General features: G+C 65.9%; 23 protein-coding genes, 1 tRNA gene and 1 pseudogene. 11 read left to right on the top strand and 14 right to left on the bottom strand.

Annotated features, from left to right (window positions below; genetic code table 11):
• The first annotated feature begins 38 nt into the window (after window positions 1-38).
• The 3 genes from ACETMP_RS14930 to ACETMP_RS14920 all read left to right on the top strand — a co-directional run bounded on the left by ACETMP_RS14930 (window position 39) and on the right by ACETMP_RS14920 (window position 1,698).
• Window positions 39-728, top strand: a complete 690-nt coding sequence (locus ACETMP_RS14930; RefSeq protein ID WP_375161519.1) for an RNA polymerase sigma factor — start codon at window positions 39-41, stop codon at window positions 726-728.
• A 105-nt stretch (window positions 729-833) separates the two neighbouring features.
• A complete protein-coding gene (locus ACETMP_RS14925; RefSeq protein WP_375161518.1) occupies window positions 834-1,367 on the top strand; it encodes a DUF4142 domain-containing protein in 534 nt (177 codons plus the stop codon).
• A 10-nt stretch (window positions 1,368-1,377) separates the two neighbouring features.
• Complete coding sequence (locus tag ACETMP_RS14920) at window positions 1,378-1,698, top strand: cupredoxin domain-containing protein (RefSeq protein ID WP_375161517.1); 321 nt, start codon at window positions 1,378-1,380, stop codon at window positions 1,696-1,698.
• Between the two features lie 190 nt (window positions 1,699-1,888).
• Here ACETMP_RS14920 and ACETMP_RS14915 read toward each other — a convergent pair whose 3' ends face one another.
• The 4 genes from ACETMP_RS14915 to ACETMP_RS14900 all read right to left on the bottom strand — a co-directional run bounded on the left by ACETMP_RS14915 (window position 1,889) and on the right by ACETMP_RS14900 (window position 3,907).
• On the bottom strand, window positions 1,889-2,155 hold the full coding sequence (locus ACETMP_RS14915) for a hypothetical protein (protein ID WP_028134933.1): 267 nt from the start codon (window positions 2,153-2,155) through the stop codon (window positions 1,889-1,891).
• A gap of 214 nt (window positions 2,156-2,369) precedes the next feature.
• The gene (locus ACETMP_RS14910; protein WP_375161516.1) at window positions 2,370-2,747 is read right to left on the bottom strand and encodes a TIGR02301 family protein; all 378 of its coding nucleotides are present in this window, start codon (window positions 2,745-2,747) and stop codon (window positions 2,370-2,372) included.
• 207 nt (window positions 2,748-2,954) lie between these two features.
• Complete coding sequence (locus ACETMP_RS14905; RefSeq protein ID WP_375161515.1) at window positions 2,955-3,389, bottom strand: NUDIX hydrolase; 435 nt, start codon at window positions 3,387-3,389, stop codon at window positions 2,955-2,957.
• A gap of 17 nt (window positions 3,390-3,406) precedes the next feature.
• Window positions 3,407-3,907, bottom strand: a complete 501-nt coding sequence (locus tag ACETMP_RS14900; RefSeq protein WP_375161514.1) for a hypothetical protein — start codon at window positions 3,905-3,907, stop codon at window positions 3,407-3,409.
• A gap of 63 nt (window positions 3,908-3,970) precedes the next feature.
• On the opposite strand from ACETMP_RS14900, the gene ACETMP_RS14895 reads away from it, so the two are divergent.
• A complete protein-coding gene (locus ACETMP_RS14895) occupies window positions 3,971-4,735 on the top strand; it encodes an SOS response-associated peptidase (RefSeq protein ID WP_375161513.1) in 765 nt (254 codons plus the stop codon).
• A 115-nt stretch (window positions 4,736-4,850) separates the two neighbouring features.
• Here the strand turns inward: ACETMP_RS14895 and ACETMP_RS14890 are convergent, their stop codons facing one another.
• From ACETMP_RS14890 to ACETMP_RS14865, 6 genes are all read right to left on the bottom strand, one after another.
• Complete coding sequence (locus ACETMP_RS14890) at window positions 4,851-6,044, bottom strand: CaiB/BaiF CoA transferase family protein (RefSeq protein ID WP_375161512.1); 1,194 nt, start codon at window positions 6,042-6,044, stop codon at window positions 4,851-4,853.
• Window positions 6,045-6,079: 35 nt separating this feature from the next.
• Window positions 6,080-7,009: a glycine reductase gene (locus ACETMP_RS14885; protein WP_375161511.1), complete on the bottom strand. Its 930-nt coding sequence runs from the start codon at window positions 7,007-7,009 to the stop codon at window positions 6,080-6,082.
• A gap of 295 nt (window positions 7,010-7,304) precedes the next feature.
• Window positions 7,305-7,886, bottom strand: a complete 582-nt coding sequence (locus tag ACETMP_RS14880) for an NUDIX domain-containing protein (RefSeq protein WP_375161510.1) — start codon at window positions 7,884-7,886, stop codon at window positions 7,305-7,307.
• Between the two features lie 10 nt (window positions 7,887-7,896).
• The gene (locus ACETMP_RS14875) at window positions 7,897-8,340 is read right to left on the bottom strand and encodes a GNAT family acetyltransferase (protein WP_375161509.1); all 444 of its coding nucleotides are present in this window, start codon (window positions 8,338-8,340) and stop codon (window positions 7,897-7,899) included.
• Window positions 8,337-9,764, bottom strand: coding sequence for an FAD-binding oxidoreductase (locus ACETMP_RS14870; RefSeq protein ID WP_375161508.1), 1,428 nt, complete (start codon window positions 9,762-9,764; stop codon window positions 8,337-8,339). Before ACETMP_RS14870 ends, ACETMP_RS14875 begins: the two co-directional genes overlap by 4 nt.
• A gap of 22 nt (window positions 9,765-9,786) precedes the next feature.
• On the bottom strand, window positions 9,787-10,776 hold the full coding sequence (locus tag ACETMP_RS14865) for an L-threonylcarbamoyladenylate synthase (RefSeq protein ID WP_375161507.1): 990 nt from the start codon (window positions 10,774-10,776) through the stop codon (window positions 9,787-9,789).
• Between the two features lie 68 nt (window positions 10,777-10,844).
• On the opposite strand from ACETMP_RS14865, the gene ACETMP_RS14860 reads away from it, so the two are divergent.
• Both ACETMP_RS14860 and ACETMP_RS14855 read left to right on the top strand, forming a co-directional pair.
• Window positions 10,845-10,921, top strand: a tRNA-Pro gene (locus ACETMP_RS14860).
• A gap of 316 nt (window positions 10,922-11,237) precedes the next feature.
• Entirely contained in the window at window positions 11,238-12,281 is a 1,044-nt protein-coding gene (locus ACETMP_RS14855) for a tripartite tricarboxylate transporter substrate binding protein (protein WP_375161506.1), read from the top strand.
• A 26-nt stretch (window positions 12,282-12,307) separates the two neighbouring features.
• On the opposite strand, the gene ACETMP_RS14850 is transcribed toward ACETMP_RS14855, so the two are convergent.
• From ACETMP_RS14850 to ACETMP_RS14840, 3 genes are all read right to left on the bottom strand, one after another.
• Window positions 12,308-12,634, bottom strand: coding sequence for a hypothetical protein (locus tag ACETMP_RS14850; protein ID WP_375161505.1), 327 nt, complete (start codon window positions 12,632-12,634; stop codon window positions 12,308-12,310).
• Window positions 12,631-12,756 carry a hypothetical protein gene (locus ACETMP_RS14845; protein WP_375161504.1) on the bottom strand — a complete coding sequence of 42 codons (126 nt, stop codon included), beginning with the start codon at window positions 12,754-12,756 and terminating at the stop codon, window positions 12,631-12,633. The genes ACETMP_RS14850 and ACETMP_RS14845 overlap by 4 nt, the downstream gene beginning before the upstream one ends.
• 201 nt (window positions 12,757-12,957) lie before the next feature.
• Entirely contained in the window at window positions 12,958-13,182 is a 225-nt protein-coding gene (locus ACETMP_RS14840; protein ID WP_028134947.1) for a hypothetical protein, read from the bottom strand.
• A gap of 277 nt (window positions 13,183-13,459) precedes the next feature.
• Here ACETMP_RS14840 and ACETMP_RS14835 point away from each other — a divergent pair, with 277 nt between their 5' ends.
• The 3 genes from ACETMP_RS14835 (at window position 13,460) to ACETMP_RS14825 (ending at window position 16,444) form a co-directional block, all read left to right on the top strand.
• The gene (locus ACETMP_RS14835) at window positions 13,460-14,416 is read left to right on the top strand and encodes an N-carbamoyl-D-amino-acid hydrolase (protein ID WP_375161503.1); all 957 of its coding nucleotides are present in this window, start codon (window positions 13,460-13,462) and stop codon (window positions 14,414-14,416) included.
• A gap of 1,260 nt (window positions 14,417-15,676) precedes the next feature.
• Window positions 15,677-16,096 (top strand): DUF4118 domain-containing protein, encoded by a 420-nt coding sequence (locus tag ACETMP_RS14830; RefSeq protein ID WP_375161502.1) that lies wholly within the window; start codon window positions 15,677-15,679, stop codon window positions 16,094-16,096.
• Between the two features lie 150 nt (window positions 16,097-16,246).
• A complete protein-coding gene (locus tag ACETMP_RS14825; RefSeq protein WP_375161501.1) occupies window positions 16,247-16,444 on the top strand; it encodes a hypothetical protein in 198 nt (65 codons plus the stop codon).
• A 242-nt stretch (window positions 16,445-16,686) separates the two neighbouring features.
• On the opposite strand, the gene ACETMP_RS14820 is transcribed toward ACETMP_RS14825, so the two are convergent.
• Window positions 16,687-17,664: a LysR family transcriptional regulator gene (locus ACETMP_RS14820; RefSeq protein ID WP_375161500.1), complete on the bottom strand. Its 978-nt coding sequence runs from the start codon at window positions 17,662-17,664 to the stop codon at window positions 16,687-16,689.
• A 120-nt stretch (window positions 17,665-17,784) separates the two neighbouring features.
• On the opposite strand from ACETMP_RS14820, the gene ACETMP_RS14815 reads away from it, so the two are divergent.
• Window positions 17,785-18,822: a class 1 fructose-bisphosphatase gene (locus tag ACETMP_RS14815; RefSeq protein WP_375161499.1), complete on the top strand. Its 1,038-nt coding sequence runs from the start codon at window positions 17,785-17,787 to the stop codon at window positions 18,820-18,822.
• Window positions 18,823-18,833: 11 nt separating this feature from the next.
• Window positions 18,834-19,708, top strand: a pseudogene (locus tag ACETMP_RS14810) (phosphoribulokinase).
• Window positions 19,709-19,723: the final 15 nt, after the last annotated feature.

Here is a 19,723-nt window from a genome sequence, read left to right as displayed (position 1 = left end):
ATCCAATGTCCGGAACCAATGGAGATAGGGTACCCGCCATGCCAGGGACCGCAGCCGGGCTGACCGCCGGCATCAGGACATCGGAAGCCGAGCTGATCGAGCGCGCGCGGCGCCGCGAGGAGGCTGCACTCCGCGAGATCATGCAGGCCAACAACCGCAGGCTCTACCGCCTCGCCCGCGGCATCCTGCGCAGTGACAGCGAGACCGAGGACGTGGTGCAGGAAACCTATGTCCGCGCCTTCACGCATCTCGACGGTTTTCTCGGTGACGCGGCGCTGTCGACCTGGTTGTCGCGCATCGCGATCAACGAAGCGCTCGGGCGCCTGCGCAGTCGGAGGCCGCAGGTCGAACTGGGATCGGTGCCGGAGGCAACGCTCGAAGCCCAGATCATCAAGTTTCCCATTTCGACCGCCGCCACCGATCCGGAAAAATCCATGGCCCAACGCGAGATCCAGCGCGTCGTCGAACATGCGATCGATGAATTGCCCGATGCCTTCCGCATGGTCTTCATCGCGCGCGTGATGGAGGGGATGAGCATGGAGGAGACCGCCGAGCTGCTCGGCATCAAGCCGGAAACCGTCAAGACGCGGCTGCACCGTGCGCGCACCCTGTTGCGCGAGAACGTCGAGAAGAAGATCGGTCCCGTCGTCTTGGACGCATTTCCGTTCGCCGGGCAGCGTTGCGAGCGCCTGACCGAGGCCGTGCTCAGGCGCCTTGGCATAGGTTGATTGGCGTCGGCGTGTAATTTTTCGGGAACGTTCGCGAAAAACGCCCATCCAATCCCTGTGAAGCAACGCGCCGGCCAAGGTCCGGCATCACAGGAGTAACAAGCCATGTTCACCCGACGGAGCGCGGCGATCGCCGCGGCCATTCTGTTGTCCAGTCCCGCGCTGCTGCAAAGCGCCGGCGCCGCCGACAAGCCCACCGATCCGCAGATCGCCCATATCGCCTATACTGCGGGCGTGATCGACATCAACGCCGCCAAGCAGGCGCAGAAGAAGGCGAAGAGCAAGGACGTCAAGGCGTTCGCCGAGGACATGCTGCGCGACCACGAGGCCGTTAACAGCCAGGCGCTCGCGCTGGTCAAGAAGCTGAACGTCACGCCTGAAGACAACGACACCAGCAAGGCGCTGTCCAAGCAGGCGAGCGACAAGCTCGCCGAGCTCGACAAGCTGAGCGGTGCTGCCTTCGACAAGGCCTATGTCGCCAACGAGGTCGCCTACCACAAGCAGGTCAACGGCGCGCTGGAGACCCAGCTCATTCCGTCGGCCGGCAACGCCGAGCTGAAGAGCCTGTTGCAGACCGGCCTTAAGATTTTTCAGGGCCATCAGCAGCACGCCGAACACGTCGCGGCCGAGCTGAAATAGGGAGTGTGCGATGATGTCGGGGCAGCCGTTTTCGCTTCCTATCGTGCTTGTCGTCGCGGCGATGGCCGTTCCTGCACGCGCCGCGACGATCGAGATCACGATGGAGAACCTCGTGATCTCGCCGGCTGAGGTCTCGGCCAAGGTTGGCGACACCGTCACGTGGATCAACAAGGACGTTTTCGCCCATACGGCCACCGCGAAGAACGGTGATTTCGACGTGGCGCTGCCGCCGAAGACATCGGCGACATCAGTTCTGAAGAAGGCGGGAACGGTCGAGTATGACTGCCGCTATCATCCCAACATGAAAGCGACGCTCAAGATCGCGCCGTGAGGAGGGCGCGCATTCCCGACCCCGGCAGGAACATCTCCCGGCCATCGCGAGACTAATGCTTGTCGGGGGGAAACGGCTTCCGTGCCACAATGCCTGCAGACTTCGCGAAGCTGTTCGCCAAATCCGCTTTGCAAAGTCATTCATCCGTTGACTGGCCCCGCCCGCGTGGCGGGGTCATTTTCGGCAGGGCCTACTGCCTGCAGATGTCGACCGAGAACTCGCCGTTGCGGATGCGGCCGGGAAAGCCTTCGACGAACTTGGCGACCGCGTCCTCGCCATAGGTGCCGACCAGCTCGGCAAAGGCTGCAAACAGGCTCGCCTGTGCCAGGCAGTCGCCGTCGACGCCGTCATGGCGCGCCTCGGCCCAGGCCTCGTTGAGGTAGCTCAGTGCGGCCTGCTTCTGCTCGTGGTCGGGCAGCGGCGCGCGGGCGGGTGCGTAGGAAATCGGCTGGCTCATGAAACTCGATCAGGGCTGGGGCGCGATCCACGGCGATGCGCTGTGCAAAAAGGTTTAGCACGGTCGTTAACGACCGCTAGGCCACATCTTTAAGAACGGTTAACGGCTGTGAACAAAGTCGATGACAGGGTTCCCGTCGCGCCGCGCCCGCATCTGCCGCCGTCATTCCGGGGCGCGACGAAGTCGCGAGCCTGGAATGACAGGTGGAGAGAACCTAGTTCGCGTAGCGCGCCGTCAGATCCCGCGAGATCTTCGAGCCTTCCTCGATGTAACGGCGGATCGCCACCGTCGCGGCCGGCGTGCAGCTCCGGTAGGTCTGCTGAAAGCCGTTATAGCCGCGGTTGAAACCGGCAATCATGCGGGTGCGGCGCTCGCCGGAGGGGGTTTCGGCATCGATCAGCGCCTGCATCTCGTTGCGCCATCTGTTGCCCTCATTGGCCCCGCAGATGCCGCGCAGATAGTGCAGCCCGCCGAGAATCTCGGCCAGCCGCTGCAAATCGGCGTCGAACGGCGCCGCCACGTCCTGAGCCCTGGCGGGTCCGCAGGCGCAGGCGACAAGCAGGGCAAAAATGGCCAGAAATCGCGTGGACATCGGCGGGGTGTATGCCTCTTCGAGGCTGGGGACGCAAGGCAAGCCGCGCTGGCGGTGCGCTCCCTCCCCCGCCTGCGGGGGAGGGTTGGGGAGAGGGTGTCTCCACAATGGGACAATCCCCTAGAGGAGAGAACCCTCACCCGGATCGCTGTCGCGATCCGACCTCTCCCGCAGGCGGGAGAGGTGCACCGGCGTTCGGGGCGCCAGCTATGCTTTAATGAGCCGCGCGGCGGACTGGATCACCTCGTCCAGCCCCCCGGTCAGCTTGAGGCCATCCAGGCCCGCCAGCGCGTCCGGGGCGATCCAGCGGTAGTCGTCGAGCTCGTCGTTCAGGACCGGCTCCTTGGCCACCCAGCGGGCGGCAAACGACATGATGAGGTAATGGCCGGCGCCAGGCGCGGCGGGCAGCACCTCGCGCCAGCCGGCAAGGCCGACGATCGCGATGTCGAGCCCGGTTTCCTCCGCGACCTCGCGGCTCAGGGCCTGGTGCAACGATTCGCCGAACTCGACCCGGCCGCCGGGCAGCGAATAGAACCCCTTCGCCGGCGAGCGGGCGCGTCGGGTCAGCAGTACCTTGCCGTCGCGGAAAATCGCGGCGCTGACGGCGAGCTGGGGGTGGGCGGGCTGAACGGGCGAAGCCATTTTCTAAACAAACCGGCTCAGTTCGCCATGATGGTGTCGACGTCGGCTTCGGCGCCGCCATGGATGATGCCGCCGCAGGCCGCGATCAGCGGCTTGACCCAGAGCGCGGCCTGCTCGGCGAGGCGGACTCGGGTCGTGTCCTTCTCGACCTCGCGCATGGCTGTGCCGACCGCGGTCAGGATCGAGGTCATGGTGTCCGTCAGGTGGTCGAACTGGGCGCGCACATTGGGATCGGCCTTCTCATAGGCTTCGATGGCGAGGTCGCGCGCCTTGAAATTCGACGCCGTGAAATGCTCGGCGTAGGAGAGCGGCGTCCAGGTCAGGAAATCGTCCGCGCATTCCGGCATGTCCGGAACCATTTCCAGCAGCATCACCGCTTCATTGAAATGGTTGAGATAGTCGGTGGCAAGCCCGGTCCGCGGGTTGATGTTGGCCACGCGCAGCCGCTCGGCCCAGGCGGCGGCCTCGGGGCCCGTCTGTACATGCGTCCGCGCGGGTTGGGAGGCCGTTGAGCTCATCCGCCGCAGTGTTAACGTTCGGGGTTAAAAGGACCTGAACGGACCCTATATAGGCACCCTGGGATGTGTGGACGCTTCGTCATAACTTCGGCCCCCGCGGCCTTGCGGCAATTGTTCGGCTATGTCGAGCAGCCGAATTTCCCGCCTCGGTACAACGTCGCGCCGACACAACCTGTTCCGGTCGTTCTGATCGAGAACGGCGCGCGGCATTTCCGCTTGATGCGCTGGGGCCTGTTGCCGACCTGGGTCAAGGATCCCCGTGGGTTTACGCTGCTGATCAACGCCCGCTCCGAAACCGTGCTGGAGAAGCCCGCCTTCAAGAACGCGATTCGCCGCCGGCGCGGCCTGATCCCGGCCGATGGCTATTATGAGTGGAAGACGGAGGGCGGCCGCAAGCAGCCCTTCTTCATCCACCGCGCCGACGGCGCGCCGCTCGGTTTCGCCGCGTTGTTCGAGACCTGGGCCGGGCCGAACGGCGAGGAGCTCGACACCGTCGCGATCGTCACGGCGGCGGCAGGCGCGGATCTCGCCGCGCTGCACGACCGCGTGCCCGTCACCATCAGCGAGCGCGATTTCGAGCGCTGGCTCGACGTCAGCGGCGACGAGATCGACGCGATCCTGCCGCTGATGACCGCGCCGCGCCCGGGCGAGTTCGCCTGGCACCCGGTCTCCACCCGCGTCAACCGCGTCGCCAATGACGACGAGCAGCTCGTGTTGCCGATCAGCGCGGAGCAGATGGAGTCGGAGGCCGAGGCGGCTAAGCCCAAGAAAGCCGTGCGGAAGGCAGCCGCTAGTCCGGCAGATGACGGGCAAGGATCGTTGTTCTAGGCGCGGTGCCGTAGGATGGGTAGAGCTCTTGCGAAACCCATCATGCATCAACGTGGAAGTGGCGATGGGTTTCGCTTCGCTCTACCCATCCTACGAGAGCGGAGTAAGCGGCACTTTAAACGACCTCCTTCGCCCGCAACGCCGCGATCTCCGCCGCAGCGAATCCGAGCTCACCCAGCACCGCATCCGTATCCGCGCCCAGCTCCGGCGCCATCCGGTCCAGCCGGCCGCCGCCATGGGCGAGCTTGAAGCCGCTGCCGGCAAAGCGCAGCCGGCCATAGGGCGTGTCCAGCTCCTGGATCGCGCCGCGCGCCTTGATTTGCGGATGGTCGATGACTTCCTCGACCTTCCAGATGCTGGCGCATGGCGCGCCGGCGTCCTCCAGAATGCTCTCCCATTCGCGCGCCGGCTTTGCCGCCAGCGCCGTCTCGATGATGGCACGCAGCGCAGCTTCGTTCTCGTTGCGCGAGAACCAGTCGGCAAAGCGAGGATCAGACAGCGTGTCCTCGCGGCCCAGCGCAGCCATCAGCGCGCGATATTGCTTCTCGTTGTTGACCGCGAGCAGGATGTGGCCGTCGCCGCATTTGAACAGGTTGGCCGTGGTCCTGCGGCTCACCGCCTGGTTGCCGGAGAGTGCCTGGCGATGGCCGGCGACCGACCAGTCCGCGATCTGGCCCGATAGAAACGCCAGCGTCGCCTCCAGCATGGAGACGTCGATCAGCTGCCCCTTGCCGGTGCGGTCGCGCTGGTACAGCGCGCTCGAGACACCAAAAGCAGCCGTGGCGCCCGACAGCACGTCGCAGACCGCAAAGCCGGCGCGCGTCGGTCCCGTCTCGGGATGGCCTGATATCGCCATGATGCCCGAGAGCGCCTGCATCTTGCCGTCATAGCCGGGCCGCAGCCGATCCGGGCCGGTCTGGCCGAAGCCCGACACTGCGCAATAGATCAGTTTCGGATTGATGGCGGAGAGCGCTTCATAGCCGATGCCGAGCTTGTCCATCACGCCGGGGCGGAAATTCTCCATGACGACGTCGACGCTCGCGGCGAGCTTCTTCACGATCGCGATCGCCTCCGGCTTCTGCAGATCGAGCGTCAGGCTGCGCTTGTTGCCGTTGACGGCCTGGAACGCCGGCGCCAGCCCGCGCTCGGCCCATTCGCGGGAAAGCGGCGTGCGGCGCATGTCCTCGCCCTCGCGCCGCTCGACCTTGATGACATCGGCTCCAAGCAGCGCGAGTTGGTAGCTCGCATAGGGGCCGGCCAGCACTTGCGTAAAATCCAGGATCTTCACGCCCTCGAACGGTCGCGTCACGTCGCTCTCCCTTGGCTTATTGTTGTTGGAGGACGTCAGGCGGCGCGGTTGCCGCGCGCGATCTCCTTCTGCTTGTCGAATTCGGCGCGGCGGCGCGCCAGCTCCTCAGGGCTGAGCTGGGCGACGTTGTTGTAGTCGAGCTTCCAGGAGGCGTCCTCGCTCCAGCGCAGCGGCGACTGCATCGTAGTCTGCGGGCCGCTCGCGGTCTCCAGCAGCTTGAGCGCAAGCTCCAGCGTCTGCGCCTGCGAGGTCACGTCGTGCGGCTTGCCGGCGGAATTGCCGAGCGGGAAATCCGAGAACAGGAAGCGCGGAACCGCCGCGTGCTCGATGATGTCCTTGGCGCAACCCATGATCACGGTCGGGATGCCGTTCGCTTCAAGATGCCGCGCCACCAGCGCGGTGGTCTGGTGGCAGACCGGGCAGTTCGGCACCAGCACCGCGACGTCGACCTCGTCGGCAAGGCAGCGCGCCAAAATCTCCGGTGCATCGGTGTCGAGCGTGACGCGGTGGCTGCGATTGGTCGGCGCGCCGAAGAAGCGCGGGGCGACCTCGCCGATGCGGCCGGCGGCGGACGCCTTCAACAGCTGCGGCAGCGGAAACCAGGTGCCGTTGTCGGTCGCCGAGGTGTGCTTGCGGTCGTAGCCGATGTGCGAGATGCGCAAATCGTGCTGCTTCGAGGTGTCGCCGTCATAGACCTGGTAGAATTTCGCGCTGCCGTTATATGCCGCGCCCGGCCCCTGGTCGCCCTTGGCGGGATCGTAGGGCGCGGCGGTGGTGACGATGGTCACGCGCGATTTCGCCAGCGGCTTCTTCAGCGGCTGGAACGGCGCTGCGGTGTAATGCGCCCAGCGATACGGCGTGGTGTAGCCGATCGCCGCGTAATATTCCCGCGTGCGCTGCATGTAGGGGACGGGAGAATCATAATCGGGCGCAAAGCCGAAGTCGTCGTCGCGCGGAGCGGACATGGGCGCGTCTCCTGGTTCTTGGTTGGCGACAGACTAGAGGGAGTTGCTGGGTTGCTCAACCGGGGAAGGGGCGGCGCAGGTCTGAATTGCATTGTACGCTAAAGCCGCATGGAAGGCGCCTCTTGCCCTCCCCTGGAGGGGGAGGGTCGGCTCACATGGAGCGTAGCGAAATGTGAGACGGGGTGGGGTGACGGTCTCTCCACATCCAACAGTGCCCGAGTGGAGGGATCGCCCCACCCCGCTCGCGCTTCGCGCGATCGACCCTCCCCTCCCAGGGGAGGGTGAAGAGCGTCACCTACCTGAACACATGCAGCGCCGCATATTGCAGCAGCATGATCGCCTTGGCGTCGATGATGCGGCCGTCGGCGATCATCGCCAGCGCTTCGTCGATGGAGAGCTCCAGCACCTCGATGTCCTCGCCCTCGTGCGCGAGGCCGCCGCCGTCGCTCACCCGCATCTCGGGCTCGTACTCGGCGACGAAGAAATGCAGCTTTTCGGTGATGGCGCCCGGGCTCATGAAGGCCTCGAACACCTTGTGGACGTGGTGCAGGCGATAGCCGGTCTCTTCCTCGGCCTCGGCGCGGATGCGCTCCTCGGGCTCGGCGTTGTCCAAGACGCCGGCGGCCGCCTCGATCAGGAGGTCGTCGTAGCCGCGGATGAAGGCGGGCAGGCGGAACTGGCGCACCAGGATCACGGTCCGCCGCGCGAGATTGTACGGCAGCACGGCGGCGGCGTTGTCGCGCTCATAGGTCTCGCGATGCTGTGTCTGCCACTCGCCGCTGGCGCGGCGATACTCGAACGTCGTGGTCTTCAGCGTGGTCCAGCCGTCCGAGAGCACGCGGACGTCCTTGATGCGGACGCGGTCGGAAACGGTCATGATAAGGATCTCAATTGCTTGGCGTGGTCGCGCGGCCGTCGAGCCACTTCTGGAACATCACGGAGGTCGATAGCTCGAAGCCCAGCGAGTCATAGAACGCATTGGCCGCGGCGTTCTCGCGCCGGACCAGAAGCTGCAGCTTGGCAATGCCGGCCGCGCGCAGCCAGTCTTCGGCCGCCGCCATGATGAGGCGGCCGAAGCCGCGCTTCCGGCTGTCGGGATCGACCGCGACGTAATAGACCCAGCCGCGATGGCCGTCATGGCCGACCATGATTGTCGCTGCGATCGCGCCATTGTCGCGGCCGATCAGCACCGTGGAATTGCCGCGCCGCCGCGCCAGCGCGATGTCGGCATGGGGATCGTTCCAGGGCCGCGTCAGGCCGCAGCGCTGCCACAGCGCGACGACGGTCTCGACATCGGCGTCGGCAATGGTGTCGATCGCAAGCGCGCTCACAGCACCTTCCCCGGGTTCATGATGCCGTGCGGGTCGAGCATCGCCTTGATCGCGCGCATCAGCTCGATCGCGGTCTTGTCCTTGACGTGGGGCAGCTCGTCGCGCTTGAGCACGCCGATGCCGTGCTCGGCGGAGATCGAGCCGCCCATGCGCAGCACGATCTCGAACACCACCGCGTTCACCTCGTGCCAGCGCGCGAGGTAATCGGCCGTGTCGGCGCCGATCGGCTGGCTGACATTGTAATGCAGATTGCCGTCGCCGAGATGGCCGAACGGCACCGGCCGCGCGCCGGGGATCAGCTTCACCACCGCGGCGTCGGCCTCGGCGATGAAGGCGGGCACGGCGGCGACGGGAACGGAGATGTCGTGCTTGATCGAGCCGCCCTCCGGCTTCTGCGCCGCCGACATCTCCTCGCGCAGCTTCCAGAAATTGTTGCGCTGGGCAAGGCTCGACGCGATCACGGCGTCGTCGACGATCTCCTCCTCCATGGCGCGGGCGAGGATCGTCTCCAGCGGCGTGCGGGCATCGTCACCGGGCGACGACAATTCCATCAGCACGTACCAGGCATGCTTTTCTGCGAGCGGATCGCGCACGTCGATGCCGTGGCGGACGGAGAAGTCCACCGCCATCTCCGACAGCAGCTCGAAGCTCGTCAGCGCGCCCGCGGCTTCGCCTTGCGCGATCGTCAGCAGCTTCAAGGCCGCGTCCGGCGACTTCAGGCCGACATAGGCGGTCTCGACCGCCCGCGGCTTCGGAAACAGCTTCAAGGTCGCCGCCGTGATGATGCCGAGCGTGCCTTCGGCGCCGATGAAGAGATTGTGCAGGTTGTAGCCGGTGTTGTCCTTCTTCAGCTTCGACAGCACGTTCAGCACGCGCCCGTCGGCGAGCACGACCTCGAGCCCCAGCGCCATCTCGCGTGCCACGCCATAGGCGAGCGCGGCGGTGCCGCCGGCATTGGTGGAGAGATTGCCGCCGATGGTGCAGCTGCCTTCGGCGCCCAGCGACAGCGGAAACAGCCGGTCGACGTCGGATGCCTTCTGCTGCGCCACCTGCAGCACGACGCCGGCCTCACACGTCATGGTGTTGGAGGCGGTGTCGACCTCGCGGATCTTGTCCAGGCGCCGCAGCGACACCACCACCTCGCCGTTGTGCGGGGTCTGGCCGCCGACGAGCCCGGTGTTGCCGCCCTGCGGCACCAGCGCGATCTTGTGCGCGGAGGCGAGCTTGCAGATTTCAGAGACCTCCGCGGTCGAGCCCGGGCGCAGCACCAGCGGCGAGCGGCCGTGGAACAGGTTGCGCTCCTCGGTGACATAAGGCGCGATGTCGTTGGCATCGGTAATGGCGTGGCGCTCGCCGACGATGTTGCGGAATTGCTCGATCAGCTCGGGCGCAAGCGGAGGAATGGCGGGTGTATTGACGTTCATTCTCGTGTCTCTTCTCAAGCTTCTATCGGGCAACCGCAGCCCGGCGCAGCCGGTCGTTGATCGCTTCGCCAAGGTCCTCTTCGGGAATTGCCATCACCGCGATCCCCCGCGGGCTCTTCGCGTCGAGCTCGCGAAGATAGCCGAACAGATTGGCGGCGGCTTCATCGAGATCACCTGTGGGCGACAGATTCATGACCTCGGCGGCAGCATCGACGCCAGGCAGGCGCGCGGCGCCGAACGCCAGCAGCGCCTCGCCCGGCGCCACCTCGCGTGCATCGAGCCGCACGGGGGCGCGCGGCGCGTAATGCGAGGCCAGCATGCCCGGCGCCAGCGGCTGGCTGTCGTCGCTGTCCGCTTCCGCTGGCGGCCGCGCCAACGGTGCCCCAAGCACCGCCTCGATCCGCTCGCGTGACAGCCCGCCGGGCCGCAGCAGCATCGGCGTCTCGAAGCAGCCGACGATGGTCGATTCCACACCGACTGCGACCGGCCCGCCGTCGATGATCAGGTCGATCCGCCCCGCCAGGTCGCTCTCGACATGGGCCGCCAGCGTCGGCGAGACGTGGCCGGAGATGTTGGCGGACGGCGCCACCACCGCCCCGCCGAAGGCGCGCAGGATCGTCTGCGCGACCGGGTGGGCGGGGATGCGGATCGCGACGGTGTCGAGCCCGGCGGTGGCGAGTTCCGCCACCGGGCAGCCCTCGATCTTCGGCACCACCAGCGTCAGCGGCCCCGGCCAGAACGCCTCGGCCAGCTCCAGCGCGCGCGCGTCGAACCGCCCGATCCGCCGCGCAGCCTTGAGATCGGCGACATGCGCGATCAGCGGATTGAACGCCGGCCGCCCCTTGGCGGCGTAGAGATGGGCAATCGCGGTGGCATTGGCGGCGTCCGCGCCCAGCCCGTAGACCGTCTCGGTCGGAAACGCGACCAGCCCGCCGGCGGCCAAGGCCCTGGCGGCAGCCTCCGCGCCGGCGGCGCCGGCCGGCAAAATCCGCGTTTCAAGGCCCGTTTTCACAGGGACAAAATTCCTCATCTCGGCCGCTTGCGGTGCGTCAAACCCGACGCTATAAGCCGCCTTCTTGTCGGAGTGTGGCTCAGCCCGGTAGAGCACTGCGTTCGGGACGCAGGGGTCGCAGGTTCGAATCCTGCCACTCCGACCAATCTTCCAAAAGTTGACGTTTTCCAGAGGCTTGGCAGACCGGCCGCCGGCGCCTCGGAACACCTTTCTGCAACGATTTCGGGATCGGGTCCACGGCCGATTTGGCCGGGCAGGGCGGCTTGTCCGCTCGGCATGGCTGGTCATGGGTCGACCCCGAGGAGCGAGCGTTGCGAGGCAGGTTAGAGGACGCCGCGCCGCCCTCATGGAATTCGAAGCGCGTCCCCTTGATGCGATCGCGTTGACCTCACGAACGCTCCAGCCCACCGCATAGCTGCACTCGGGATAACTGGTTGCTCTCCGGTCAGGCCGACGGCTAGATGAACGCACAGTCGATCGCGCGTTCGAGAGCGCGATCTGCCAATAAAAAACAGGGCGGAAATGAAATCATGAACAAGAAAATCCTGGCGCTCGTCGCAGCTTTTGGCTTCGCCGCCTCTGGGCCGGCTTGGGCTGCCTGGCCGGACGACAAGCCCATCGAAGTCGTGGTCGGCTTTGCGCCCGGCGGCGGCACCGATGTCATGGCGCGCAAGCTGCTGCCCTTTGTCGAGCGCGCGCTCGGCGGCAAGGCGAAATTTGTCGTCCTGAACAAGCCCGGCGCCGGTGGCGAGATCGCGTTTGCCTCGATCGCGCGCGGGGCGCCCGACGGCTATGCGATTGGTGTCGTCAATGTGCCGGGCTACAATTTCCTGCCGATGACCCGCCAGACCCAATACACCACGGATGAGATTCGGCTGGTCGCACGGGTCGTCGAAGATCCGAACGTGATCGTGGTGCCCGCGGACAGCAGATTCCAAAATTTGCCTGACATCATTGGCGCCTTGCGCAGCAAGCCGGGGTCGGTGAGCTTCGGTCACAACGGCGCCGGCACGAATGGTCATCTGGCCATTCGCATGCTCGCGGCTGTCGCGAAGGTCGAGCCCAACGAAATCTCCTACAGAGGAACGGCGGCACAGCGCACCGATCTCTTGGGTGGGCATCTGGACGTCGGGATGGTCACTCTCAGCGAGATTCCCGAGCTGCATGGCACCAATAAGGGACCACTTCGCGTCATCGCGATCCTGTCGAAGAAGCGCTTTGCAGCGCTGCCCGACGTTCCGACGGCAGAAGAGGTGGGTTTTCCGGTCATGACGACAGCCGAGCGCGGCTTTGCTGTCCCCAAGGGCGTTCCGGACGACATCGTCAGGAAGCTGGAAGCCGGGATCGCGGAGGGCCTGCGTCATCCGGACTACCTGACGGGGTCGCCAGGGGATGAGCCGGTAATCGCCTTCATGCCTGGCGCGGAGTGGCAGAAGCGCCTCGACGAGATGTCCGAGGCCTTGCGTCCTTTCGCCGAGCAGATGCGGGCAAGCGAACAGAAGTAACCCTGTTGCAAGCGGCTGTGGCGCGGCTACCTCCTCGCCACCAGCACGCCCACCAGAAACGCCACCATCAGCGCCGGCAGCGGGGCCTCGCGCACCATGCCGCGGACCATGTCGGGCCAGTGCTGCTCGGGGACCAGTCGCGGCGACCGCACGTTCGGCGCCGCTTCGATGCCCCAATGTGAGGCGAGCTCGGCGACTTCGCTCTGCGCCAGCCGCACGCCGTCGCGGACGCGGAAGATCGCGGCCTCCGCGCGCTCGCGCGGTGCGAGCTGCATCAGCGTCGCGACCGCCGTGCGCAACGTCATCTCGCCAAAGCCTTGCAGCCGCACCTGCTCTTCGGGTTCGGACGTCATGCGAAATCCCTCACGGCGCCAAATGGCGCGAGGGGAAATGCCGCCGCCGCGCACAGCACCAGCCTGGACACCGTGCCGGCCACGCCGCGCGCGAGATAGGCTCGCGTCAGCTGCCTCGTCATGCTCGTGCTCCATGCTCTGCATGGAAATGGCGGGCGTGGAGCTTGGTTCCTTCCGCCATTCGCGAATCTCGAGCTTCGTAGCTCGTAGGATGGGTAGAGCCCTTGCGAAACCCATCACCTTCGTCTGCGCGAGAAGGGATCGATGGGTTTCGCTGCGCTCTACCCATCCTACGAACCACCCATCGAATCGCCGCGTGCTGATTACTTCCGCAGCAGCTCGCTCAAGGCCGCCGTCGCCTCGGCGCAGCGGATGTCGTCGATCTCGCGCGAGAGGCTGAGCGCGCTCGCCTTCAGCTCTTCGATCTTCCAGCTGTCCGGATGCTGGCTTTCAAGCTGACCCAGCCGCTTGTTCAGATCGTCCAGTCTGGATTGGAGATGCCCGATGCTGGCGTCCCCATTCACTTTCCAAACGCGTTGTGCACGCATCGTCGTTCCCCTGATCGTCTCACGGCCTTGTGAGAGCGGTTCATGGCCGGAATGGGAGTTTGTTTTGTCCGGCTTCAGATCGCGGGGAACCGTTGCATATCCGCAACGAAGTTCCCGAATTTTCAGGAATGGTCGGCCGGCCCCGCACGATGATACCCGCAAGGCATGGAATTTGGTTGTGTCCGGTTATGACAATCGGGCGCCCCGGCCTGTGCGCGCGGTGCGCCGCTCGATAGGCTCGGAGCTCGAGGCACTCCCGACAACGAAGGAATGACGCGTGGCGAGATTTGTGACTGTTGCAGCCGGCCAGCTTGGCCCGATCGCCAGGACCGAGAGCCGGACCCAAGTCGTGGCCCGGCTGATGGTCTTGATGCGCGAGGCGAAGGCGTGCGGCTGCGACCTGATCGTCTATCCCGAGCTTGCGCTGACGACGTTCTTCCCGCGCTGGTATTTCGAGGATCAGGCCGAGATCGACCAATTCTTCGAGCGCGAGATGCCGGGCCCGGAGACGCAGGCCCTGTTCGATCTCGGCCGCGAACTCAGCATCGGTTTCTATCTCGGCTATGCCGAGCTGACGGTCGAGGCCGGGCTCGTCAGGCGCTACAACACGTCCATTCTCGTCGACAAGAGCGGCGCGATCGTCTCGAAGTACCGCAAGGTCCATCTGCCCGGCCATGCCGAGCACGAGCCGTGGCGGAAATTTCAGCATCTGGAGAAGCGCTATTTCGAGCCTGGCCGCGGCTTCGGCGTCGTCAGCGCCTTCGGCGGCGTGATGGGCATGGCGATCTGCAACGACCGCCGCTGGAGCGAGACCTATCGGGTGATGGGCCTGCAGGGCGTCGAGATGGTGATGATCGGCTACAACACGCCGGTGCACAATCCGCCCGCGCCCGAGCATGACGATCTCTCGCTGTTTCACAATCATCTGGTGATGCAGTCCGGCGCCTATCAGAACGGCACCTTCGTGGTCGGCGTCGCCAAGGCCGGCGTCGAGGAGGGCGTCGACCACATCGGCGGCAGCTGCATCATCGCGCCCTCCGGCGAGATCATCGCGCGATGCACGACCAAGGGCGACGAGCTCGCGCTCGCCCGCTGCGATCTCGATCTCTGCAATTCCTACAAGCGCACCACCTTCAATTTCGACGTCCACCGCCAGCCGCACGCCTATGGCATGATCGTCGAGCGGAAGGGCGTGACGACCATGGCGGATGGCGCGCCGGTGCGAGCGAAGTGATGCGTTCTCTCTTGTAGCTTCCGTAGCCCGGATGGAGCGTAAGCGTAATCCGGGGCCCCTCGCGAGGCATCTTCAACCGTCCCGGACTACGCCATCGCTCCATCCGGGCTACGCGGCCGTTCCTGTGTCGGCCTCTGTCAATCCGTTCCGCTGAAAATATTCCACTTTACCGAAATTCGGTTTTGGCGTATGTGTCGCCCATCCCGGCTCAACCAGGAGGGGCGATCTCGAGGTCGTCTTGATCGCGAGCCGGGCTTGCGGTGGACGCGGCAGCGTCGGCATGAGAGGTGCGGGCAGGGCGGGTCGTCCCTGTGAGCCCGTGGCCGCGTGCAGACGAACGGCGCTGCTAGGCTTCGTCTCGCTTGTAAGTTTCCGGCTCCGTCGACAGGGCTGGGAATATTGCGGCGACAGGGCGGGCCGTGCGTACGGCAAAACCGTGTGGTCCTGGCCGTCGTTGCTACGGTCAAGCCGGATCGAAGATGCGCGCGAGCCCAACCGGGCAGACGGCATCGCCAATTCGAACGGCGAGGGAGGCCAGAAGGAAAGTTCGGCTCCCGGGAGAGCACGGCATAAGCCGTCCGACCATCGCGCAGGGAAGGCCGAGTGATCGGCACCACCTGTATGCTGCTGTGCGGTTCTTCTGCGTGTGAATTTTCGCGCAGTGGACCGCGGGTGCGATGTCGGCACCCGGCCTTCCCTGCGCCCTCTTGGCTTTGAGGGTGGCGAGACGAAGCAAAGCTCGGGCGAATTTGAGCCGCGAGAGCGACGAAGCATGTCTGTCACCACACCGCGCTGTCATCGCCCGGCTTGACCGGGCGATCCAGTATTCCAGAGGCCGCAGTGATTGAACAGGGAAGCCGCGGCGCACTGGATTCCCCGCCGGAGCCTGTCATCGGGCTCGCCGAAGGCGAGACCCGGTGGCGGGGAATGACAGTGGTGATGGGAGGAAGCAGCCTACCGCCTCGCCCACCGCTCTCGTGCCTCGGACGCAGCGCAGCGCTCCTTCAGCGGTGCGCTGCAGAGCCAGGGCCCATCCATCCGCGTGCCGTGTCGCCCTGGCTCCCGGCTCTGCGCGGCAACGCCAAGAGGCGTTGCAGCTTGTCCGGGACACACGCACCCCAGCCGGCCGGCCTCCCAGAGCGGTGCTTTGCGGCTCGTTTGCCAGTCCCGTGGCGCTGCAATTTCCGTCTCGCGGTTTGCTTGCGGCTGTAGTATTTTCGTTTCAATCAAGCCGGTTAACGGGCGGGCAGGGGGAGGCAAATGAGGCGTGCGGGGCTGCTTGGCGTACCCTGGGTACGGCCGTGGTCGTGGCAGGCGTTTCTGCTCGCTTGCATCGTCATCGCAATGTCGGCTGTGCTTCAGGGCATCTGCGTCGCGCTCGGCGCGAAATTCTATTTTGCAGCGTTCCTGCCCAGCCTGTTCGTGCTCGGCCTCGTCGCGGGCGCGCCGGCGGCGGGGTTCGCTGCGCTGTTCACCATTCCGCTGGTGTGGTGGGCGTTCATTCCGCCCGCCTTCGAGTTCAACGCGCTATCCAGCGCGAATGCCGATTCCATCAACCTGTTCTGCCTGCTGGCCGTGCTGCTGATCGGCCTGGCCGATCTCTGCCGCGAGACGATGAAGATCGTCAGCCGCAGCGGGCTGAAGCCCCCGGGCGAGAGCGCGGCAACGAATCCGCAATAGATCGCTCTCGATATCGCCCCGGCACAGCGTTGGGCGTTGCGTGCGCGCAACAATCCGGCAACCATCCGCGCGCTTGCCGCGCGCCGCTAACTTTTCGAAAAAGATTTGGCCGCAATTTCTCCCCCGGGAATGACGAGGGAGTTTTCGGACATGAATGGTCACGCCATCCTGGAGAACGTGCGGCGCTATCGCGGCATCGCATCGCTCTATCGCCAGACCGCTGCATTCCGCCCGGGCCAGAGCTGGTCGCTGCTGGAGCAGGCGAGCGAGTGGGAGGCGCGGGCGCTGTCGGAGCTGGAAGCCTATTTCGCGGCGCGCATGGACCACGCCGCGCCGCTCGCGGCCTGATCGCCAGCGTCCGGCGCGGCCGTGAACCGGCCCGCCGCGGGCGCGACCGTGCTCGTGGCCATTACGGAGTTGTGTCGCGGCCCGCCTGTGCTAGCAACGGGCCGATCGAAATCTCCTCCACGCCGGCCGGGGCAAGCAATGACCACCTTCAACCGCATCTTCACGACGCAGCGCCTGCTCCAGATCATCGCGATCCTGGCGGCCACCGTCGCCATGAAGCTGATGAGCTGAGCGCCGGCGGCTCAGCGCTCGCCGAGCTCGGGCAGGTGAGGCAGGTAGTTCGACCCTTCCGAGCCCAGAAAATCGAACATCGCCTGCGCCGGCGGCAGTAGCACCTTGTCGCTGCGGCGGATCACGTACCATTGCCGCACGATCGGCAGGCCCGCGACGTCGAGCACGACGAGCCGGCCCTCGGCAAGCTCATGCGCCACGGTGTGGGCCGAGATGAAGGCGATGCCGAGCCCGGCGATCACCGCCTGCTTGATGGTCTCGTTGCTGCTCATCTCCATGCCGATAATCGGCTCGAGGTCGGACTTCTGGAACATGCCCTCCATCAGCGTCCGCGTGCCCGAGCCGGGCTCGCGGGTGAGGAAGGTCTCGTGCACGAGATCGGTCAGGCTGAGGCCGGAATCCTGCTCGAGCCAGTGTCCCTTGCGCGCGACGATGATGTGCGGATTGCGCCCGAGCTGGCGGACGTCGACCGAGACGTCGGCCGGTGGCCGACCCATCACCGCGAAATCGAGGTCGTAGCCGTGCATGGCCTCGCGGATCTCCTTGCGATTGCCGATGGTCAGCTTGATCTCGATCCTGGGATAGCGCTTGGAGAACGCCGCGATCGCGTGCGGCACGAAATATTTCGCGGTCGAGACCGCGCCGAGATGCACGGTGCCACCGGTCCGCCCGGCCAGGAGGTCGAGCGCGCCCTGGCAGTCCGTGATGGCGGCCTCGACCCGCTCGGCCAGCGTCAGCACCTCCTTGCCCGCCTCCGTCAGCAGCATGCCGTCGCCGGTCCGCTGCACCAGCGGCAGGCCGGCGAGGTCCTGAAGCTGCCGGAGCTGCTGGGTCACGGCCGGCTGGGTCAGCCCCAGATGGCCGGACGCCGCCGTCACACTGCCCTTGGCCGAGAGCGCCGCAAGGGAGCGCAGCTGCCGGATCGTCAGATGCCGGAGCTGAGCCGCCGCATGGCCGGGGCCATTATAAGAAAATTCTTTGAGGCTCATTATGAATAGAAATTTTCCTTATTAAGCCGCCCCTGTCAATCTCCTGATGCCGGGACGGACCGCACCGACCTCCACCGGGGAGGCAATCGGAGGCGGCGCCGGCACAGGGGATGGACGCAGATGACCGGGCAAATCAGGCTGGACGATCACCTTCAACGGTATTCCGAGACCGCGCCGCACGCGTTGGCCGTGGCAGCCGCGGTCGATGCCATCGCGGCGGCCGCCATCGAGATCGCCGACCTCATCGCGTCAGGCGATCTCGCCGACGCCTCCGGCCTGACCACCGGCCGCAACAGCGACGGCGACCTCCAGCGCAATCTCGACGTGCAGGCGGATGCGGTCCTGCGCCGCTGTCTCGGCCGGCTGCCGATCGCAGCGCTCGCCTCGGAAGAGATGCGCGAGGCCCAGATCGGCGACCCGCAGGGGCGCATCTGCATCGCCATCGATCCGCTCGACGGCTCCTCCAACATCGACATCAACATGACGGTGGGCACGATCTTCTCGATCCTGCCCGCCTCGGACGACCTCACGCTCGCCTTCCACCAGCGCGGCTCGGCGCAGCTCGCGGCGGGCTTCGTCACCTACGGTCCGCAGACGTCCCTGGTGCTGACGCTCGGCGAGGGCGTCGACATCTTCACGCTCGACCGCAAGGCAGGCTGCTTCCGCCTCGCGCGCGCCGGCGCGCAGATCGCCGAGGCCGGCGAGGAGTTTGCGATCAACGCCTCGAACCGCCGGCACTGGGATCCGCCGGTGCGGGCCTTCATCGACGAATGTCTCGCGGGTGTCGAAGGGCAAGCCAACCACGATTTCAACATGCGCTGGGTCGGCTCGCTGGTCGCCGAGGCCTATCGCATCCTCACCCGCGGCGGCGTCTTCCTCTACCCTTCCGACGCGCGTCCCGGTTACGGCGACGGCCGCCTGCGCCTGGTTTACGAGGCGCACCCGATGGCCATGATCGTCGAGCAGGCCGGCGGCTCCGCCACGACGGGGCGCGAGCGCATCCTCGACCTCTCGGCGCAGAGCCTGCATCAGCGCGTGCCGCTGATCATGGGCTCGAGCAACGAGGTGCGCCGCGTCGAGGAGCTGCATTGCGATCCGCTGCTGGTCGCCAGCGTCTCCGCACCGCTGTTCGCGCGGCGCGGTTTCTTCCGGCTCTGAGCGAGGCGTCCATGTCCAGGAAGCATCCGATCATCTCCATCACCGGCTCCTCCGGCGCCGGCACCACCTCGGTGAAGAAGACGTTCGAGCAGATATTCTTCCGCGAGAAGGTCAACGCCGCCTATATCGAAGGCGACGCGTTTCATCGCTACGACCGCGCCGAGATGCGCGCACAGATGGCCAGGAGGCCGATCGCGGCAACAAGCATTTCAGCCATTTCAGCCCCGAGACCAACCTGTTCGAGGAGCTGGAGCGCGCCTTCCGTGACTACGGCGAGACCGGCACGGCGGTGACGCGGCACTACGTCCACGACGCCGAGGAATCGGCGCTGCACGGCGCGGCGCCGGGCACCTTCACCGATTGGGAGAAGCTGCCGGAGAACTCCGACCTGTTGTTCTACGAGGGCCTGCACGGCGCCGTGGTCACCGACAAGGTCAATGTCGCGCGCTATGCCGACCTCAAGATCGGGGTCGTGCCCGTCATCAATCTCGAATGGATCCAGAAGCTGCATCGCGACCGCAGCGCGCGCGGCTACTCCACCGAGGCCGTCACCGACACCATCCTGCGGCGGATGCCCGACTACATCCACTACATCTGCCCGCAATTCACCGAGACCGACATCAACTTCCAGCGCGTGCCGACGGTGGACACCTCCAATCCGTTCGTCGCGCGCTGGATCCCGACGCCGGACGAATCGATGGTGGTGATCCGCTTCAAGAACCCGCGCGGCATCGACTTCCCCTATCTGCTGTCGATGCTGCCGCAGAGCTGGATGTCGCGCGCCAATTCCATCGTCTGCCCCGGCGCGAAGCTCGACCTCGCGATGCAGCTGATCCTGACGCCGCTGATCATGCAGCTCATCGAGCGCAAGCGGAACCTGAAGTGACGTACACCAACGATA

The sequence above is a fragment of the Bradyrhizobium dasycarpum genome (assembly GCF_042019905.1).
Classification (GTDB): Bacteria; Pseudomonadota; Alphaproteobacteria; order Rhizobiales; family Xanthobacteraceae; genus Bradyrhizobium; species Bradyrhizobium japonicum_B.
This window is presented reverse-complemented; position numbering and strand designations above follow the sequence as displayed.

Bases quoted from the DNA above. Each gene is read 5' to 3' on its own strand.
- ACETMP_RS14855 (WP_375161506.1), top strand. From the start codon at position 11,238: ATGAACGCACAGTCGATCGCGCGTTCGAGAGCGCGATCTGCCAATAAA.
- ACETMP_RS14870 (WP_375161508.1), bottom strand. From the start codon at position 9,764: ATGAACGTCAATACACCCGCCATTCCTCCGCTTGCGCCCGAGCTGATC.
- ACETMP_RS14840 (WP_028134947.1), bottom strand. From the start codon at position 13,182: ATGCGTGCACAACGCGTTTGGAAAGTGAATGGGGACGCCAGCATCGGG.
- ACETMP_RS14850 (WP_375161505.1), bottom strand. From the start codon at position 12,634: ATGACGTCCGAACCCGAAGAGCAGGTGCGGCTGCAAGGCTTTGGCGAG.
- ACETMP_RS14830 (WP_375161502.1), top strand. From the start codon at position 15,677: ATGAGGCGTGCGGGGCTGCTTGGCGTACCCTGGGTACGGCCGTGGTCG.
- ACETMP_RS14925 (WP_375161518.1), top strand. From the start codon at position 834: ATGTTCACCCGACGGAGCGCGGCGATCGCCGCGGCCATTCTGTTGTCC.
- ACETMP_RS14905 (WP_375161515.1), bottom strand. From the start codon at position 3,389: ATGGCTTCGCCCGTTCAGCCCGCCCACCCCCAGCTCGCCGTCAGCGCC.
- ACETMP_RS14820 (WP_375161500.1), bottom strand. From the start codon at position 17,664: ATGAGCCTCAAAGAATTTTCTTATAATGGCCCCGGCCATGCGGCGGCT.
- ACETMP_RS14845 (WP_375161504.1), bottom strand. From the start codon at position 12,756: ATGACGAGGCAGCTGACGCGAGCCTATCTCGCGCGCGGCGTGGCCGGC.
- ACETMP_RS14880 (WP_375161510.1), bottom strand. From the start codon at position 7,886: ATGACCGTTTCCGACCGCGTCCGCATCAAGGACGTCCGCGTGCTCTCG.
- ACETMP_RS14885 (WP_375161511.1), bottom strand. From the start codon at position 7,009: ATGTCCGCTCCGCGCGACGACGACTTCGGCTTTGCGCCCGATTATGAT.
- ACETMP_RS14930 (WP_375161519.1), top strand. From the start codon at position 39: ATGCCAGGGACCGCAGCCGGGCTGACCGCCGGCATCAGGACATCGGAA.
- ACETMP_RS14815 (WP_375161499.1), top strand. From the start codon at position 17,785: ATGACCGGGCAAATCAGGCTGGACGATCACCTTCAACGGTATTCCGAG.
- ACETMP_RS14895 (WP_375161513.1), top strand. From the start codon at position 3,971: ATGTGTGGACGCTTCGTCATAACTTCGGCCCCCGCGGCCTTGCGGCAA.
- ACETMP_RS14915 (WP_028134933.1), bottom strand. From the start codon at position 2,155: ATGAGCCAGCCGATTTCCTACGCACCCGCCCGCGCGCCGCTGCCCGAC.
- ACETMP_RS14920 (WP_375161517.1), top strand. From the start codon at position 1,378: ATGATGTCGGGGCAGCCGTTTTCGCTTCCTATCGTGCTTGTCGTCGCG.
- ACETMP_RS14910 (WP_375161516.1), bottom strand. From the start codon at position 2,747: ATGTCCACGCGATTTCTGGCCATTTTTGCCCTGCTTGTCGCCTGCGCC.
- ACETMP_RS14900 (WP_375161514.1), bottom strand. From the start codon at position 3,907: ATGAGCTCAACGGCCTCCCAACCCGCGCGGACGCATGTACAGACGGGC.
- ACETMP_RS14825 (WP_375161501.1), top strand. From the start codon at position 16,247: ATGAATGGTCACGCCATCCTGGAGAACGTGCGGCGCTATCGCGGCATC.